The 16,572-nt window shown below is 64.3% G+C and carries 19 protein-coding genes; 5 read left to right on the forward strand and 14 right to left on the reverse strand.

Going from position 1 to position 16,572, the window contains the following annotated elements; all coding sequences use genetic code 11:
- Nucleotides 1-238: 238 nt before the first annotated feature.
- Together ABIB49_RS15030 and ABIB49_RS15035 are read left to right on the forward strand one after the other, a co-directional pair.
- Complete coding sequence (locus tag ABIB49_RS15030; RefSeq protein ID WP_354157247.1) at nt 239-1,552, forward strand: type II restriction enzyme NmeDI-related protein; 1,314 nt, start codon at nt 239-241, stop codon at nt 1,550-1,552.
- Nucleotides 1,553-2,118: 566 nt separating this feature from the next.
- Nucleotides 2,119-2,427, forward strand: coding sequence for a hypothetical protein (locus ABIB49_RS15035; protein ID WP_354157248.1), 309 nt, complete (start codon nt 2,119-2,121; stop codon nt 2,425-2,427).
- A 190-nt stretch (nt 2,428-2,617) separates the two neighbouring features.
- On the opposite strand, the gene ABIB49_RS15040 is transcribed toward ABIB49_RS15035, so the two are convergent.
- Entirely contained in the window at nt 2,618-2,815 is a 198-nt protein-coding gene (locus tag ABIB49_RS15040) for a helix-turn-helix domain-containing protein (RefSeq protein ID WP_502913816.1), read from the reverse strand.
- A gap of 290 nt (nt 2,816-3,105) precedes the next feature.
- Between ABIB49_RS15040 and ABIB49_RS15045 the strand changes: the two genes are divergently transcribed.
- Complete coding sequence (locus ABIB49_RS15045) at nt 3,106-3,537, forward strand: DUF302 domain-containing protein (protein ID WP_354157249.1); 432 nt, start codon at nt 3,106-3,108, stop codon at nt 3,535-3,537.
- Nucleotides 3,538-3,615: 78 nt separating this feature from the next.
- On the opposite strand, the gene ABIB49_RS15050 is transcribed toward ABIB49_RS15045, so the two are convergent.
- From ABIB49_RS15050 to ABIB49_RS15065, 4 genes are all read right to left on the reverse strand, one after another.
- On the reverse strand, nt 3,616-4,095 hold the full coding sequence (locus ABIB49_RS15050; protein WP_253033849.1) for a DUF4395 family protein: 480 nt from the start codon (nt 4,093-4,095) through the stop codon (nt 3,616-3,618).
- Nucleotides 4,096-4,554: 459 nt separating this feature from the next.
- Complete coding sequence (locus ABIB49_RS15055) at nt 4,555-4,752, reverse strand: DUF3817 domain-containing protein (RefSeq protein ID WP_354157250.1); 198 nt, start codon at nt 4,750-4,752, stop codon at nt 4,555-4,557.
- Between the two features lie 233 nt (nt 4,753-4,985).
- Nucleotides 4,986-5,483, reverse strand: coding sequence for a hypothetical protein (locus ABIB49_RS15060; RefSeq protein WP_354157251.1), 498 nt, complete (start codon nt 5,481-5,483; stop codon nt 4,986-4,988).
- A gap of 315 nt (nt 5,484-5,798) precedes the next feature.
- A complete protein-coding gene (locus ABIB49_RS15065) occupies nt 5,799-7,199 on the reverse strand; it encodes a murein hydrolase activator EnvC family protein (protein ID WP_354157252.1) in 1,401 nt (466 codons plus the stop codon).
- A 445-nt stretch (nt 7,200-7,644) separates the two neighbouring features.
- Here ABIB49_RS15065 and ABIB49_RS15070 point away from each other — a divergent pair, with 445 nt between their 5' ends.
- Entirely contained in the window at nt 7,645-7,908 is a 264-nt protein-coding gene (locus tag ABIB49_RS15070) for a hypothetical protein (RefSeq protein ID WP_354157253.1), read from the forward strand.
- A 245-nt stretch (nt 7,909-8,153) separates the two neighbouring features.
- Here ABIB49_RS15070 and ABIB49_RS15075 read toward each other — a convergent pair whose 3' ends face one another.
- Together ABIB49_RS15075 and ABIB49_RS15080 are read right to left on the reverse strand one after the other, a co-directional pair.
- Nucleotides 8,154-8,564, reverse strand: a complete 411-nt coding sequence (locus tag ABIB49_RS15075) for a four-helix bundle copper-binding protein (RefSeq protein ID WP_354157254.1) — start codon at nt 8,562-8,564, stop codon at nt 8,154-8,156.
- Between the two features lie 174 nt (nt 8,565-8,738).
- Entirely contained in the window at nt 8,739-9,398 is a 660-nt protein-coding gene (locus tag ABIB49_RS15080) for a TlpA family protein disulfide reductase (protein WP_354157255.1), read from the reverse strand.
- Between the two features lie 725 nt (nt 9,399-10,123).
- Here ABIB49_RS15080 and ABIB49_RS15085 point away from each other — a divergent pair.
- Entirely contained in the window at nt 10,124-10,486 is a 363-nt protein-coding gene (locus tag ABIB49_RS15085) for a M23 family metallopeptidase (RefSeq protein WP_354157256.1), read from the forward strand.
- A 44-nt stretch (nt 10,487-10,530) separates the two neighbouring features.
- Here the strand turns inward: ABIB49_RS15085 and ABIB49_RS15090 are convergent, their stop codons facing one another.
- From ABIB49_RS15090 to ABIB49_RS15120, 7 genes are read right to left on the reverse strand one after another with little or no spacing between them, the layout of a single operon-like run.
- A complete protein-coding gene (locus ABIB49_RS15090; RefSeq protein WP_354157257.1) occupies nt 10,531-11,439 on the reverse strand; it encodes a cytochrome c oxidase assembly protein in 909 nt (302 codons plus the stop codon).
- A gap of 2 nt (nt 11,440-11,441) precedes the next feature.
- Nucleotides 11,442-11,699 carry a hypothetical protein gene (locus tag ABIB49_RS15095; RefSeq protein ID WP_354157258.1) on the reverse strand — a complete coding sequence of 86 codons (258 nt, stop codon included), beginning with the start codon at nt 11,697-11,699 and terminating at the stop codon, nt 11,442-11,444.
- Between the two features lie 30 nt (nt 11,700-11,729).
- Nucleotides 11,730-12,365 carry a thioredoxin-like domain-containing protein gene (locus ABIB49_RS15100; protein WP_354157259.1) on the reverse strand — a complete coding sequence of 212 codons (636 nt, stop codon included), beginning with the start codon at nt 12,363-12,365 and terminating at the stop codon, nt 11,730-11,732.
- Nucleotides 12,362-13,267: a prolipoprotein diacylglyceryl transferase gene (gene lgt / locus ABIB49_RS15105; RefSeq protein WP_354157260.1), complete on the reverse strand. Its 906-nt coding sequence runs from the start codon at nt 13,265-13,267 to the stop codon at nt 12,362-12,364. Before lgt ends, ABIB49_RS15100 begins: the two co-directional genes overlap by 4 nt.
- Before the next feature lie 12 nt (nt 13,268-13,279).
- Nucleotides 13,280-14,872 carry a multicopper oxidase family protein gene (locus ABIB49_RS15110; RefSeq protein WP_354157261.1) on the reverse strand — a complete coding sequence of 531 codons (1,593 nt, stop codon included), beginning with the start codon at nt 14,870-14,872 and terminating at the stop codon, nt 13,280-13,282.
- A gap of 41 nt (nt 14,873-14,913) precedes the next feature.
- A complete protein-coding gene (locus ABIB49_RS15115; RefSeq protein WP_354157262.1) occupies nt 14,914-15,663 on the reverse strand; it encodes a cytochrome c biogenesis CcdA family protein in 750 nt (249 codons plus the stop codon).
- Nucleotides 15,664-15,667: 4 nt separating this feature from the next.
- Nucleotides 15,668-16,558, reverse strand: coding sequence for a F510_1955 family glycosylhydrolase (locus ABIB49_RS15120; protein ID WP_354157263.1), 891 nt, complete (start codon nt 16,556-16,558; stop codon nt 15,668-15,670).
- Nucleotides 16,559-16,572: the final 14 nt, after the last annotated feature.

The following is a 16,572-nucleotide window of genomic DNA, read 5'->3' on the forward strand; positions in this document are numbered from 1 at the left end:
TGCCGGGCTGGCCCCTTGTGGACGACGAGACATTCGCGGCCGTCGACACCGCCTCGACGGCGCGTGCAGCGGCACCCGGAGGGCATCTGATGTCCTGCAACGGCCCCGGTAGATAAATCAGGGAGAACAATCGTCTGCCGGAACGACTTCAAAGAGGCCGTGTGCGCTGCCTGAAACGGTCGAGGGCGACGTCCGCGTCATGCTAAGGAAAGCGGGCTCGTTCACTCATACTTCATATGTGACCCGCGATCTCGCCTCAGCACGTTCTCGTTCTCCCTTTGATGAGTCCGCCCTTCGGGAGCTGATTTTACGTTGGCGGGATGATACTGCCGGTACGTACAGGACGTGGTTCCTCTGGCCTGAGCGCATCAAGAACTTCCGCTCCCTTCGCCGCGGGATTGAGCAGGTGAGCGCGGAGATCGAAGCCAACACCTTCGGTACTGCTTTCCGGGGTTCTTCGCTGGAGACCGTGGTGCATGGGGTTGCCGAGCAGCGCCAGATCTTCAAGGGTGCAGATCACGCATTTCTTTGGAAACCAAAGCTGAGGATCCCGGATATCTATGAGGACCGCGGCAACCAGTTGGCGTTCGGCAGAATGCTGGAGACGTGCCGGTGTTGCACTACGGAGGCGCAGTTGCTGACGGCAGTGCGGTCGTTCGCCGAACGGAAGATCAAGGGTCTGGGGCCAGCCGCGGCGAACCTGCTGTACTTCCTGCACCCCACACTCATGCCGCCGTTCAACACCGCAATCGTCAAGGGGTACAACGGGTTGACCGGCAACAAGGTGAAGCTCGGGAGCTGGGACGAATACCTCAGCATGCGCCGAGGTGTGATGTCGATCAACGAGATGTTTCGGGATTTGCTGTCGAACGACCTCGGCGCGATCGCCGGCTTGCTCTTCGACATCGGGACCGGCCGCTTCGCTGCTCCACCGCTGCCAGGCATTGACACAATGGCAGCTCGAGCAGCGTGGCACGCGGACCTTGCCCGGGTGAGGGAGGAAGCGAAGCTGGACAAAGCGCAAATGGTCGCCGAGCGAGATGACGTCACGCACACTGAGGTACAGGGATGGCTCCGCGACCTCGGCCTCTCACTCGGGTTCGATGTGTGGATCGCCAGTAACGATCGCAGCAGACCCTACGGGGGCGGCTGCTTGGCCGACGGCTGCCTGACCGAGCTTCCGCCCGGACTCATGAGCGGCACTGCTGCCGGCGCAATCAGGCTCATTGACGTACTGTGGCTGGAATCTGGCGGAAACGTCACTGCCGCTTTCGAAGTTGAGCACAGCACATCGATTTACTCAGGAATCGTTCGGATGCTTGATCTGGCGCTCTCCGGCGAAAGAGGGGCAGTTCACGCACTGTATCTCGTGGCTCCGGATGCCCGCGAGGAGGAGGTTCGTGCCCAGCTCCGGCGACCGGCATTCAGCCGGATCGCTGATTTGCATGTCCGATACCTGCCCTACGGCGAACTCGACCGGCACCGGGAAGCGATAGCCCGTTTCGGGCGCGGCCTGCATCCCATCGAGCAGCTTGCCCGAGACTTGAGCTGAACGCTTCTCCCGGCTGCAGCTTAAGGTCGGCGGCCGTCGCGGTACTCCCGTCTAAGGTAGTTGATCTACGTTTGTAACTGTTCCTCCACCCGGGGCCGGCTTCGATGCCTCGCCGGGCAACCCAAAAGCCGTCAGCCGGCGGCCTGAGGCGAGCAGCCGCTGACACAGTATCCCTGTCGTGTTCCTCGCAACCACACTCACTGTTGCTTTCGGCTGGCCTGTCCGGCGGCCACGACTTCCCGATGACGGCAACAGCGGCTTGACAGCGCACCCCGGTTAACTGTCCGGTGGCTATCTTGCCAGGTGCATGGATTGGCGCGGGCACACGCTATGAACCGCAACTTCCGCGGACTAAGTCTCGAAAGACACGAGCCTAGTCAAACTTTCCACCACCCATCGGGCCCGCTGCTTGGCTGTTTGCGGAGATCGCTCCGGCGTCTTTGTGGACCGTCTGCTGCCAACCGCCCCCGTACACCGGTCGCAATTTTAGAACCTCTATAATCAGCTAACGTGCGTTGTTACCCTGCCGCCCAGCGTCTGCGGATGTCTTGAAGGACAAATTTTTCATGAACAAGAAGCACATGACCGTCTCATCCGCTGCGATCGCCGCAGCCATCGCCCTGGCTGGCTGCTCGGCCGGCTCCGGCGGCAGCATGCCCGGCATGAACATGGGCGGCTCCGGCATGTCATCCGGTTCCGCAACTGCTGCCAGCTCCCCTGCGGGAACGGCACCGGCGGGTGCCGCGCCGGATCAGGTCAGAGCACCCAATGATCAGAACGCGCCGCTGACCGTGGGGATCGCGGCCGCCCTGCTGGCACTGGCCGGGGGCATCTCTTACCTGGCGCAGCGCCGGGCCAGAAACTCCGGTGTCTAAGGACTACCGTCGGCGGTCTGGAAAATGGATCGTTCCCGGTTCATCCCGGGAGAGGGGCCTGGTTGGCCGTCGAACAGCGAGGAGTAGCCCGACGCGGGCGAAGCCGGGGTCTGAGGAGGATCGGTACGGAAATTCACGTTTAGGGCGCACCGGTGCGGATTCCGGCTTTGGACGGTGAAGTTTTTCGAATCTAAGCGTCGGTGTCGCCGGCGCGCTGGATTGCGCGGTAGACCGTGGACCTCCCGACGCTGAAGAGTTCAGCGATCTGCGCGGTGGTGTGTTCGCCTCGCTGGTGGACCTCGATCAGATGCTTCTCCTGCGCTTTGGACAGTTTGGGCTGCTTACCGCGCAGACGACCGGCACTCGTCGGCATTGTCTTACTGGTCATCTGGGCAGTCCGCGCCTTGGCCGGCGGAGCGAACCGCGGTCGGCGCGATGATTCGTCAGCCGATTCGCGTCCACGAGGACCGAGCGCCGCGCGTCAGGTTCTGGACGAACGATTCGCCAAGGGTGAACTGAACGCCGAGGAATACCGCGAACGGTTGACGGTGCTCGGCGAGAAAGCCAAATGAAATCCATTGGTCGGCTCAGCAGCTTCCTGCTGGACGGTCTCGGTCGTATGATCGGGACGACCGGCCGGTCCAAACTTTTCGCCATGGTGCGAACATTGGAGAATCCATGAGTTACGCCCACACGGTCACCGTTTCGCTGCCGTACGAACAAGCGGTGAGCCGGATCCGGGAACTCCTCGCGGAACAAGGTTTCGGAGTTCTCTCCGAAATCAACGTCCGGTCTACCTTTGAGGCCAAGTTGGGTGTCGACAGCGCCCAGGCCCTTGGCGATTACGTCATCCTCGGCGCGTGCAATCCCCTTCTCGCTCAACGGGCTCTGGTCGCAGAACCGGACATGGGCGTACTCCTCCCCTGTAACGTCGTCGTTCGCCGCGGCCCCAATGCGAGCGAGCCAATCGTTCAAGCCATCGACCCGATGACTATGGTCCAACTCAGTGACAGCCCGGCAATTCGCGAGGTTGCCACAGACGCCGATTCCCGGCTGCGAGCAGCGCTGAACAGCATCGAATCCACTGCGGCGGGCAGCGAAGGCACGTGACCCTCGGCGTTTCTACCGACCTGTTCATCACCGTGAGCGCTTCAGGCATCCCGTCCCGGAACCTGCCCGGTCAGCAGCTCAAACGGCCGCGTGACTGAAGAATAGTCTGTAGAACCACGATCCGAGACACCAATGGGTGGTGGTGAGGATTGTGCCTCCGAGGGCGACCATTCCTCCGAGCACAAATCCCAACACTGACAATCCGTTGAAGAAGGACAAGGCTGAACCTGCAATGAGCACGGTGGACAGTAGGTACGAAAACTGTCGCGGTCTCGGAGTGGGCGGAAGAGCCGGCGCATGAAACAGGTGGCGAACACCGAGGTTGTAGACCAGGTCCAGAATCATGCCGCGGGGAAATATCGCCCCCGTGAGCGGAACGATTGCCCCCACTCCAAGAAAAGCGGGCGACTGCAACGCCAACCCGACCATGATCAAGGCTGTCCCCACTGCCGGTGTGAATCGTAAGGGTCCCGCGTAGCAAGACTTGGCGGCCTCATCCAGATTTCCGAATCCTTGCTTATCCAGGTTGGTCTTCGTGAATTCAGTGAGTGTTGACATTTTCAATTTCCTTTGTGGAGTTGTGAATCAGGTCGATCACGGGGTACGGGCGTCCGGCGCGCACGTCCCGCTGACTACTGTAGGCGTCACACGAGTGTGCGTCCCGGCGTTGACCTTCACCCCGCGGAATCCTCCAGCCTCCAGCCAGTGGTGAAGTGCCGAAGGATTTAGTTAGCACGCCCGCCCACACGTCTTCGTCTGGGGAACCCGTAGGCCATCCCGCTCCCGGGATGGCCTACGGATGCCTGCGAAACGATTTTCGGCCCGGCCGGCAACCGGCACTCGGCCGATCCCTGATTTGCACGCTCGATACCTGCACTACAGACGACCTTAACGAAAACCGGCGAGAGAACAAGCCATTTCAACCGCCGATCTGCATCGCCCTGGGCGGCCTGCCAGAGACCTGAGCGTGCACGTTTCCCCGCTGAGGCCTGCCGAACGACCCAGGGGTTGGCTGAGTCACGGGATCGGTACGGGGACCCTCCGTGCGTCCAGATCCGCTCGTCTGGCAACCCAAAAACCGCCCGTCGGCAGCACCGAATCCACAAGAACAATGGCCAGCAGCCGGCCGGTCCACCCATTTTTGCGCCACAGGAAGAGGGTCAGAAGAACGTAGGCGACGAACAGGGCACCGTGGACCGGGCCACTAAGATGCAAAAACGACAGTTGAAGCCGGTCCTAGTGGGTCCCGATCAGATTTACATACTCAGAACGTTGCGTAACTCAGTTCCGCGCAAAGAATCGACAGTGGAAGTTGCGACGTGACAGCGTGGATTGTCGGGCACGGATCCACCGGTGAATCAGAGGACTGGAACTTAGCAAAAGGCCGTGCAGGGGTGGGCTTTACCGGCGTGGGTAGCCTTACCGGGTGCAGCTCCCCCCGCGGATCCTCACACTTGCTGGCCGTCCGGAAATGCGGCTTGCGCATAAACTTCGCGTGCGCGGTCCATGGCCCGCGCGGAGTCGCGTGCGAGGCGCTCCCGGCCGGCGGCCCGGTAGAGATCCTGGGCCCACTCAAATTCGGCCGCGGCATCACGGTACCAGGCTTCATCGAAGAGCCGTCTGCCGATGTGGTGGCGGACGAGGGCTTCTGCAGCAGGCGTGCGGGTCAGCCGCAGGGCCTCTTCCTGCAGTCTCGCCGCATCGTGCCAGCGGTACTGGCGCTGATAAGTCTTGGCGAGTACGAGCAGCGGCCGGAGCCGGTCCGGGGAGGCGGCCAGCAGGGCCAGGCCGGCGGCAACTGCTTCCTCGTCCCGCCCCAGCAGGGAAAGGATCCACACCTGTTCCAGAGGGGTACAATCTCCGAGCAGCGCGTGCACCGCTCCCCGGTCCAGGACCACGTCGCGCAGGGTCGCCGGATCCGTGACCCAGATGTCTCCGGTTTTCACAGATATAGCCTATGATGCGTCCGGGTCTGCCGGCAGCAGGTCAGGCCCGCACCCACATTCCCCCGCCGTTCGACGCGGCATATCGCCGCCTCCACGATGAACAGTCCGGCGAGGACGCAGGCTGTGATGCTGACTGCCATGAACTTCGGGATTCCGCCGGACGTCGCCGCTCGGTCGAAGAGCGGGGTTTTCGGCAGCGGCATGTTCCTCAGTTTACAAGCCGCTCCTGCACACCGCTTCAGCGCCCGGCCGGGCCTCCACGCATGTGAGTCACCGGCTGTCTCCGGCCAACGCTGCTTTTGGGCACGGGACGGGTCAGAGAAGGCCCAGCGGGTCCACAGGCGATCCATTGAGCCACGTTTCGAAGTGAGCGTGGCATCCCGTGGAATTTCCGCTGCTGCCCGAGTAGGCAATGAGTTGGCCCTTGTCCACCCTCTGCCCGGCCGATACAGTGACGCTGCTGTTGTGGTACAGGATCGTGGTGAGTGCGTTGCCTTGGACTACGCCGTGGGAAACCATGACGGTGAAGCCGCCGCCGCCGTTGGTCCAGCCGGCAGTCGTGACGGTTCCGGCGGCCGCAGCATAGACCGGCGTGCCGCAACCCACACCGAAATCAATACCGGAGTGGAGATAACTGCCCGTGCCCAGGAAATCGATCGTCCCCGGAGGAGTGGCACGCCAGCCAAAGCCGGACGTGATCGGAACTCCCGCGCCAAAAGGGCGGCTGATTCCGAACGATGAAGCATTCCCTGGAGCTGGAGCCTGCGGCTGGGCGGGGTTCTGGCCCTTCGGGGCCTGGGCCTGTGCTAGCGCCTGCGCCTGCGCTGCCTGTTCGGCCAGCCAGGCTTCGCGTTCGCGGCGTTGGTTTTCGGCAATTTGAGCCGCGATGACCTGCTGCTGGGCTTTGACGGACGCCAGTTCGGCCATGATCTGAGGTTTCTTGGCGGCTAGATCCTGTGCCGATGCCGTTGACGATGTAATCAGCTGATCGAGGTCTTCTTTGGCGGCGGTGGCTTTGGCCCGGGCGGCCTGCTCAGCTTTCAGGGCCGTCTCGGCTTGCTGCTTCAGGTTCGCAATTTCCTGGCGCACTGCTGAGAGCCTGTTCTGGGAGTTCTCATCCACCGATCTCTTGTCCCGGATTTCGGAGACAGCAGCATTCTGGGCCTTCAGGGCCTGTTCGGTGTGGCTGATACTGTCCGCGGCTTCTGCCAGGTCGCCGGTGCCGAAGAAGAGGCTGAGGTCTTGGGGTACCCCTCCGCGCTTGTAGGCATCGGTGGCTATCTGTCCTACCATCTTATGACTCTCCGCCATCGCCTTCCGGCTTTGTCCCAGTTCGCGGTCTATGTCGGCCAGTGTCTGTTCGGCGGCGGATATGCGCAGGGTATATGCATCGACTTCACGGGCCGCGGCTGCCACCCGGGACTGCGCTTCGGCGACCGTCTGTTCTGCCGCGGGCCTCCGGGCTTGGTAGGTGGCAAGCTGCGAAGCGGTGGCAACGAGCGAGGAGTCCACGAACTCCAACGATTCCTGGACTTGTGCCGCCTGATCCTCCAGCTGAGACTGCGTGTCCTGCAGATTTTCAGCCTGCGCCCCCGTGCCACCCAAAGCACTGAACAGGAGGCCGGCCGCCAAGACGCGGACGGCGAACCTGACGCGGCGGGGGCCGAGCGACGGAAGGGAAGACGGACCCGGTGTAACTCCGGAGATGGAACGCATGCTTGATGACCTTCGCAGCAGGGGACCCGACCCAGAATACGGGACCTTTGCGTCAGTCCGGCAAATGGTGCCTGCTGACACGCCGGGGGGTTGCTGGGGGAGTCTTCCATCGTTTCCGGTCGGCAGTGCTACATGGAACGGGCGGTAAGCCGACAGGCTACATATCCGTTTTGAACCCGCGGGCGCGCATCTACGATGCAGTAACGAAGTAGCGCTGTCTGTGTCGTCCTCGCTCACGCCGGCTGACCGGTATTGTTTCCGTATGCCCGGAGCCCAAACCAGCTGGCTCTCCGGGAGGCGACAGCGGGACAAGCCAGGATCCTGATTCACGTCTCTACAACCGACAAGGACACTCCGTCATGAGCACCGGCTCTGGAAGTACCCGCACACGCCGCCAACCCGCTCCTGCTTTTTGGCATGACCCGGCATCGGGAGACAATCTGCTGTGGGGTCGAGATTGATGGCCGTGTTCCTGGCCCGCGGACTCACGGTCCTGACTGTGTCGCCGTCGCCGTCCCCGGGCGATGGGGGCCTTCGTGCTGGCTTGACTGCTGACCAGATTACGCCCGGGCTTCTTGGCTTCGTGATGACGGCCTTCATGGTCACCGCCGTCATTCTGCTTATGGTGTCCATGACACGGCGGATCCGGCGTGTTCGCTACCGCGGGCAGCTCAGTGACGCCGCAGATGCCGGCGACACCGCAGACTAAGGGCTTCACCCGGTGAACGCCGCCAGCGCAGGCGTTACTCCAGACCAACGTTTGGGCAGCTGAATTTGGCCACGGAAACACCACCGGGACACCGGAACTGGCTAGTCTTGTTCATCTCCGGCCCTGTCCGGGCATCGCTGGCCTTGTCCGGGCTGAAGGTGAAGTTCCGACCGGATCTGTCGTGGGCGCAAAGTTCAGACCCGCGGGTTGCCATGCTTTCGGACTTCTGCGCGTATCGGTGATGCTCAGGCCAGGGCTGCCAGGAGTTCTGTGCAGGCGGCTTCGCACCGACGGCACGCCTGGGCGCAGATCCTGCAGTGCTCGTGCATGTCCGCGTGCCGCTCGCATTCGTCGGCGCAGGCGCCGCAGGCAGCACGGCAGGCCTCAAGAACCGCTCGGAGGATGCCCTCGTTGGTTCCTGTCTGGCGGGACAGGACGCTGCCGGTCGCGCCACAGATGTCAGCGCAGTCCAGATCCGTGCGGATGCAAGTGATCAGATCCGCGACCATGTGCTCGCCCATGCAGGCGTCAGCGCAGGCCGTACAGGCCTGGGCACATTGAAAGCATGCAGTGATGCATTCGGCGAGTTTGTTCCTCTCGATGGAGCCCGGCTCCGTCGGGTGGGCCTCAAGCATCGCACTGATGTGATGGCTCATTGTGCTTCTCCTGTCGCTGGTGGTGACGTGAGCGGCGGGCTGGGGCCGGCCGCCGCCTCCACAATAACTCTGCGGCCCTTGAGGCCAACGACCTGCTAACTCGGAAATCTTCATCAGGACCTTCCGATCTCCCACGCGTCCTTCCCCCGCATTCCTGGAGCAAACGATTCCGGGCTAGCCGCCGGCCACGGCGGCTGCGATGAGGGATTTGAGGATGCTTTGATCGGCCAGGCCGAGGATCCTGGCGGCGACCCGTCCCTGTCTGTCGAGGACGAGGGTGGTCGGAACGGCCTGCGGCGGTACGTACTGGGTCATGGCCAGCAGGATGCCCCCGTTTTTGTCCTGCATGCTGGGGTAGGTGATTCCGAAGGTCCGCTCGAAGGCGACAGCGGCGGCTTCCTCGTCGCGGACGTTCACGCCGTAGAAGAGGACATTCTGTGGTTGGAACTCGTTCCAGAGTGCTTCCAGCCGGGGAGCTTCGAGCCGGCACGGGGCGCACGCGGCGTACCAGAAGTTCAGGACGATCACTTTTCCGTCCCAGTCACCGGAGTTAACGACCGTTCCGTCGTACTGTTCGCCGGTTACTACCACCGGTGGTTTCCGCTCGGCGTCGGCGTATTCGGTCACGGAGCCGTCCCCGGCGATGTAGTTTTTGTTGTCACCGGCTTTGGCCTGCTGGGCGAGGGGGTCCCCGGAGGCGCATCCTACGAGCACCGGGGCGGCCAGTGCGCCCAGAAGAGCTGATGAAAGCAGGCGGCGCCGGGAGAAACCCGGCAATGCCTCAAGGGTCCGGGGAGCGGGGGCCGGCGGTGTCCGGCGGCTTGGTTTATGCATGGCTATCCTTTGATAACGGAATTGTAACTTCGAGGCCAGGTTGGATAGGGTTGACGCAATACATACCCCTCACGGGTATGCGTGAGGCCGCTTCGCCACGCCCCGCCGGCGGTCCATGAACTTTCAGTCTTCTGGCGGGGGCGGAGGACTCACCAACGGCGCCATCGTGCGCCTTGGGGTTGAGCCGGCTCTGTGAGTACACGCCTGTGCGGCGGCTGCTGGCGGGGTGGGCCGGACAGCACACTCGTCCGAATCCGACAGCTAACTTCGCCGGCGCCGAGAGGACTCGCGTTTTGCCTTCCCACCGTATACAAGGTCGACGCCGCGCTGTTGCCGCGTCCTCACCTGCCAAGCGCCGCCGCAGGGCAGCCGTCCTTCCGCCCGCCGTCTGGGGAAGTCGTGGGCAGCGATTTGGCGCCGCCGCGACAGTCACGGGGCTGATTGCCATGACGGTGCTCTCCGCAGCGCAGGCTGATCCGGACCGCCTGAATGCCGCCCGGGAACGCCCGGCCGCCTCGGCAACGGCAGCTGAACAGCCAGCGGTCACGGCGGCCGCAGGCGCCGGCCTCGCCTTTGAACGGCCCGCCGTCCGCTCCTTACCTGCACCGAAGGCTTCACCTGCACCAATCGCCCAGTCGGCCGGGGCTCCGATAACGACCGGTCCGGGGGCTGGCCCGGCTCCGGCGTCCGTTCCAGGCACGGGGTTGCGGGCTCCGTTGTCCTCCGTGAATGTCAGTTCCCCCTTTGGTCTCAGGGTCAACCCGCTGACCGGGGCATCCGGTGAGTGGCATACCGGGATCGACTTAACCGGGCCGTGTTCCACCGCGGTCTTCGCCGCCGGTGCTGGAACGGTGCTCGAGGCGGGTTGGAGCCAGTACGGCGGCGGAAACAGGATCGTTGTGGACCACGGCAACGGCTTGAAATCCACGTATAACCACCTGGCGAGCATCGGTGTCTCCGTCGGGCAGGTCATCAGCGCGGGCGCGCTGATCGCCGGTGTGGGGACGACCGGGAACTCCACCGGATGCCATCTCCATTTCGAGGTTATGGTCAACGGCCAGACGGTCAATCCCGCCGCGTTCATCTGAGCGGGCTTTCCGCGGTTCCCCGGACAATCGGGGCGCAGAGGGCCCTACGCATCGCGCCAGCTGCGGGGTGCGTGCGGACCACTGAGGTGTTCGCGGTTCAGCGCCTCGAGTTGTTCGTTGGTGAGGCTGTCGAAGGAGGTCGCCTCGTTCCGGTCGCTGCGGGCGAACCTGACGAACATCAGGATGATCAGGGGCACATCGACGATTTCGGCCAGGAACCACAGCAGGTCTCCGGCGAGCTGCTGGTCCCGCAGCGGTCCGGGAAGCCAGCCCTGATGCCCGGTGAGGGCCTGGGTTGCCCCGTCCAGGATTTGTGGACTGATCCGCATCAGGATCCCGGGCACGGCATCGGCGACGAGTTCGATGAACACGTAGATGAATTCGACGATGATCAGCGCGCTGACGGCCTTGGCCGACTGGTCTTCGATGATCGGCACCACCATCAGCATCCCTGTTAGGGGCACCAGAACAGTCAGGACGAGGTCCCAGAGGGGTTCGGTTCTTAGGGGATGGAACAGGGGGGTCAGGAAGAGGGTGAACATTCCCAGACCCAGCAGCGCGGCCACGACGGTGTTGCTCAGCGAACGCATCACCGGGTGTCTCAGGAATATCCGAAGCCGTTGCGCCCCGGCCGGTCCCAGCGTTTCCCTGGCAAGGGTCAGTGGTTTGCCCGCGGTGACCAGGAGCGGGACGATGAACAGGTATGAGGTGATCTTAAGGGTGAAGACCCAGCGCAGGTCGTGGCTGTAGACGCCGGTGAACCCGAAACTGAGCGCCGCGAAGCTGCCCAGGCCCAGGACGTAGAAGGTCAGTGTCCGCCGCTTCGGCCAGTGGATCCCGCGGCGCCTGGCTGCGCGGAGGCCGCGGGCATACAGTCCGGCGGCGGGGACCAGGAGTGCCAGGGCCGGCCAGTTCAGGGTCCACGATGACAGGACAACGTCCCAGGGCGGCATGCTCAGCGCTTCTTGGGTTCGGTGCGTCCGGCGATGACGGCGCCGATGAGGATCAACACGCCGCCGGTGGGGTAGCCAATGAATATGTCCTCGGTGATGCCCGGTCCCTGCCCTGTGGGTGCGAGGTGGGCGATCCAGTGGCTGATGGCGACCAGTGCACCGGCGGCCATGAGGACCTGTCCGATCCGGACGAGCCGCCGGTGCCGGCGATAGCAGGACGCGGGGTCCGCCGCGGGTTTGGGCTTGTGGAATTTCTTCATGGAGATTCCTTTGCTTGAGACATGGTGTGCTTAGCCGTTGGTTCCGCCGGTACAGGCGGCGCCGGGTTCCGGTGCTTTCGGGGATTGGGCGTACGCGCCGATGAACGCGGGGATGCGCGGGTCCCCGGCGTCCTGGACCGCCACCTGGGTGCCCCAGGCGGTCGCGGTGACCGGGGCGCTCTGGGCTTTGTCCGGGCTGAGCAGGACATACGGCTTGGCCTTGGCAAGGTCGGTGAGTATCGCGACGTCGGCCGCCGGCAGCCCGGGCTTATAGGTGATCCAGACGGCCCCGTGTTCCAGGGAATGGACGGCGCGCTGTTCGTTGACCGGATTGGTGTAGATGCCGCAGTTCGTCCAGACGGAGGAGTGGTCTCCTCCGACGCCGGGCTGCTGCGGGTAGTCGACGGCCTCCTGGACGTGGTTACGGGACAGATCGGCGAACGTCTGGATCCCGTCGATGGGTCTTTTGGCCGCTTCGGCGGCCGCGTTCCGCTGCTGCACTGACCCGGCAACAACGAAGGCGACCGCGGTGATGATGGCGGCGAGGACCAGGCCGAAACCGAAGTAGACGAGGATATTGAACCGACGCTGTTTAGCCTGCTGCCGGCCGCGGATGGCCGCGACGATGGCCTGGTGTTCTGAGGGCCGTTTGCTGGCGTTACTCATGCAGGGATTCCTTTGCCGGGCGCCTCAGAGTCCTGCCTGAGGACGGGGACGGGTGGGACGGCGGAGCGGGGACGGGGCCTGAGCCTCTGGAAGAGCGCCACGCCGGCGAGGAAGAGCAGCCCGGAGACCCACGTGTTCACGCGCAGGCCCAGGATCAGATTGGCAGGGTCGGAGCGCATAAGTTCGAAGGCGAAACGACCGGCGGTGTAGAGCACGATGTAGAGAGCGAACACGGACCCGGCACCGAGTGTGTAGCGCCGGTCCAGGAACATCAGCAGCGACGCCGCGGCTAGGCACCACAGCGATTCGTAAAGAAACGTCGGCTCAAAAAATCCCAAGACCTGCGGAGCGCCGTCGGCGCCGGTCAGCGCCTGGCCGGTGGCCTGGTCCATGGCGTGGATCTGGAGTTTCCACGGCAGGTCCGTGGGCCCGCCGTAGAGTTCGTTGTTGAACCAATTGCCCCACCTGCCCAGACCCTGGGCCAGGAGCAGCCCCGGGGCGGCCGCGTCCGCGAACGCGGCGAATGGCACCCCGGCACGGCGGGCGCCTATCCCGGCGCCGACGAGCCCGAGGGCGACGGCTCCCCAGATCCCGAGGCCGCCTTCCCAGATCCGCAGCGCACCCCAGGGGTCTTTACCGGGCCCGAAGTAGAGCTGGTTGTCGGTGATGACGTGGTACAGCCTGCCGCCGACGATGCCGAAGGGCACCGCCCAGGCCACGATGTCCAGGGTCTGGGCGGTGGTGCCGCCCCGGGCCCGGAACCGGCGGGCGGTGAGCCAGACACCGGCCACGATGCCGGCCAGGATGGCGAGGGCGTAGAAGCGGATGGTCAGCGGCCCGAGCGCGAAGGCGCTCACGGTCGGGGAGGGGAAGAACAGTTCTGTCGCGGCAGGGGTGTTCATGGTCGGTGTCCCTTATTTGATGTACGAGAAGACGCCCATCATGCCGCGTTCGGCATGATAGGCGTTGTGGCAGTGGGTGAGCCACTGGCCGGGGTTGTCGGCGTCGAAGATCACTGTGACGCTCTGTTTGGCACGGACGATGACGGTGTCTTTTCGTGCCCCGCCGTCCCCGACTTGGAACGTGTGGCCGTGCAGGTGCATGGGGTGCCACATGTCGGTGTCGTTGATGAATTTCACCGCGACGCGTTCGCCGGCTTTGATCTCAAAAGCGTTCTCGAACGGCTTGTCCATGTTGAAGCGGGCCCCGTTGATGCCCCAGTCGTACTTGGCCATGCCGCCGGTGAGGTGTAGTTCGTGGGTGCGGTCCGGGGTTTTAGCCGCCAGGGTGACGGCGGGGTCAGCTTTGAGCTGCCCGCCGTCCACGACGGTGCCCTCCAACGTGCCCGGCAGGGTGGCGGGAAGTGGCTGTTTGCCGGTGCCGGTGCTGATGAAGCCCAGTCCCTGCCCGGCTTTGCCTTCGGGGAGCGCCATCACGGGGGTGAATCCTTCTTTGACGGTGAGGAGGGCGTCGATGCGTTCACCCATGCCGAGCACGACGGCGTCGACGTCCTGGTGTAGGACCGGGAACCCGTCGGTGTGGGTGAGGGTGATTTTCTGGCCGGGGATGCCGACGCGGTAGGCGGTGTCTCCTGCGGCGTTGATGATCCGCAGCCGGATGACCTGCCCCGCCGTGGCCGTCAGGATCTCCGCTTCGTCCGGGGCTTTTGCGTTGAAGAGGTGGTACGGGTAGCTGACGTCCCCGGCGTCGCCGCCGAGGAAGTCGCTGCGGGAGCCCATCAGCATGTGCTTCATCCCCGTCCCCATCGATCCGCCGGAGGGGGAGGGAGACGCTGAGCCCGCGGACCCGGACATGGACCCGTTGTCCATCCCTGGCATGGACGTCCCGGACATCGACATGCCGCCGGAGAGTTCCTTCAGGACTTCATCCGGGGTGCCGGTGATGCCGTCCATCCAGTCGTCGAGCACGATGACCCAGTCCCTGTCGTAGACGATTTTTTCTGCCGGGTCCTCGATGATCAGTGCCCCGTAGAGGGCACGTTCGCGCTGCATTTCCACGTGGGAGTGGTACCAGTAGGTGCCGGGGTGGGGGAGACGGAAATCGTAACTGAACCCGGCGCCGGCCGCGACGGCGTCCTGGGTAACGCCCGGGACGCCGTCCTGATCGTTGCGCAGCGCGAGTCCGTGCCAGTGGATACTCGTCGGGTCCTTGAGCTCGTTGGCCAGCGCAACCTGGAGCCGGTCACCTGCGGTGGCACGGATGGTGGGTGCGCTGATTCCTCCGTTGTAACCCCATGTGGAGACGGGCTTCCCGGCGACAGTTGCCTCCAAGGATCCGGCGGTCAGGGCCTGGGAGACGGTTTTTCCGGTGAACGCCCTGCCGGCTTCGTGCTCGGCGACGAGCGGGTCGGTGGGCATGATCCTGTCGGGCATGCCGGGGGCGCTCTGGGTGTTCGAACACGCGGCGAGGCCCGCAGCGGCGGCCGTGGCCAAGGACAGTCCTAAGAAGCTGCGACGGCCAAGGTGGTGGCGGGTGTAGGTGGTCATGTTGGATTCCTTAATGAGTGGCCGTGAGCCGGCTGAAGTTTTCAGATGGGGGTGAGGAAGGTGCCGGAGAGGTTCTGGAGCTGATAAATCCACTTCACCCAGAGCCCGGTCACCATGAGTACGCCCAGGATGATGAGCATGGTGGCACCGGCTATATTGACGACCCGGATGTGCCGGCGGACGAAGGCCAAGGCGGTACTGACCCAGTTCAGGCCCAGGGCGGCAAGTGCGAAAGGTATACCCAGGCCCAGGCAGTAGGCAAAGGCCAGCAGCGCCCCGCGGCCGGCGCTGGCGGTCGTGACGCTCAGGGACAGAACAGCACTAAGCGTTGGACCCATGCAGGGGGTCCAGCCGAGTCCGAAGACGACGCCCAACAGGGGGGCGCCGGCCAGCCCCGTCCTGCGGCCGAGGGTGAGCTTGCGGGTCTGCTGCAGCCAAGGGACCATACCCAAGAGAGCCAGTCCCATCACGATCACCACGACACCGAGGCCGCGCATCAGCACATCCTGGAAACGCAGCAGCCAAGAACCGATCGCGCCGAACGCGGCCCCGTAGAGGGTGAACACGACCGCGAAGCCGAGCACAAAGAGCCCGACCCCGGCCAGGACCCGCCGGCGGTTGCGCGGCTGGGTCGGGTCGGTCAGTCCGGACACGAAGCCCAGGTAGCCAGGCACCAGCGGCAGGATACAGGGCGAGAGGAATGACACCAGCCCTGCCGCCATGGCCAGCGGGATGGCGATGATCAGGGCCCCGGAGGTCACCGTGGATGCGAAGTACCCGCCGATATCCACCGGTTCAGTCCGCGTCGGAGGGTCGGAACGTGGTCCCGCCGTCGGTGGACACCATCAGCCCGGTGGCCGAGGCGGCCCAGATCCAGGGGTTCCCGTCCGTGCCTTCGGTGGCCGCGACGGCATGGATCTCGCCGGTCACTTTGCCGGTCTGTTTCCAGGTGGCGCCGGCGTCCGCGGAATAGTAGACGGTCCCGTCTGGTGCGATACCGACGGCTTCCCTGGCGCTGGCGAAGGCGGCGAACTGGATGAGCGGGGCGGATTTGTCCCGTACCCAGGTGGCTCCGCCGTCACTCGAGCGCTGCACGCCCTCCTGGGTGGTGGCGAGAACGGTATCGCTGTAGGGATTCCCGGCCAGGACGGCCGGCACGAAACCGGCGTCCACTGTTTTCCAGGTTTTCCCGTCGATACTGGTGCGCAGTGTCCCGTCAAAGGCCACAATCCCCGACTTGGTCGTCGTGAGCGCATGGAAGTCGGATTCGTTCTGCCGGGACAGCTGCTCCCAGGTCTTGCCGCCGTCGCTGGTCTTGATCAAACCCAGCAGGCCGGGCAGCGAAGAGCCTTGGCCCGGATGACCGGAAGCGTAGAACACGCCCTGGTCCATGGCGGGGGCGAACCCCATGAGGTCGTTTGCGGGGCCGATTTTGACGGCCGGCTTTTTGGACATGTCGTATAGGCCTTCGTGGGTGGCCAGGAGGACCCGACCGGTTTCGCCGTTGACGCTCAGACCGTGGATGTGGGCGCTCGGCATACCGGCTGCCGCGCCACTTGTCGAAGGGGAGGCCGGGGCAGATGCAGGGGTGGAGGAGCTCGGTGTGCAGGCTGACAGGGCCAGCATCAGGGCGGCCACGGTGGTGATTGCGGCAAGACGCGGACGCAGGATGGGGGGAAAGGGCATGGATGACTCCAGGT

The sequence above is a fragment of the Arthrobacter sp. UYCu512 genome (genome assembly GCF_040547075.1).
In the GTDB taxonomy this organism is placed as follows: domain Bacteria; phylum Actinomycetota; class Actinomycetes; order Actinomycetales; family Micrococcaceae; genus Arthrobacter.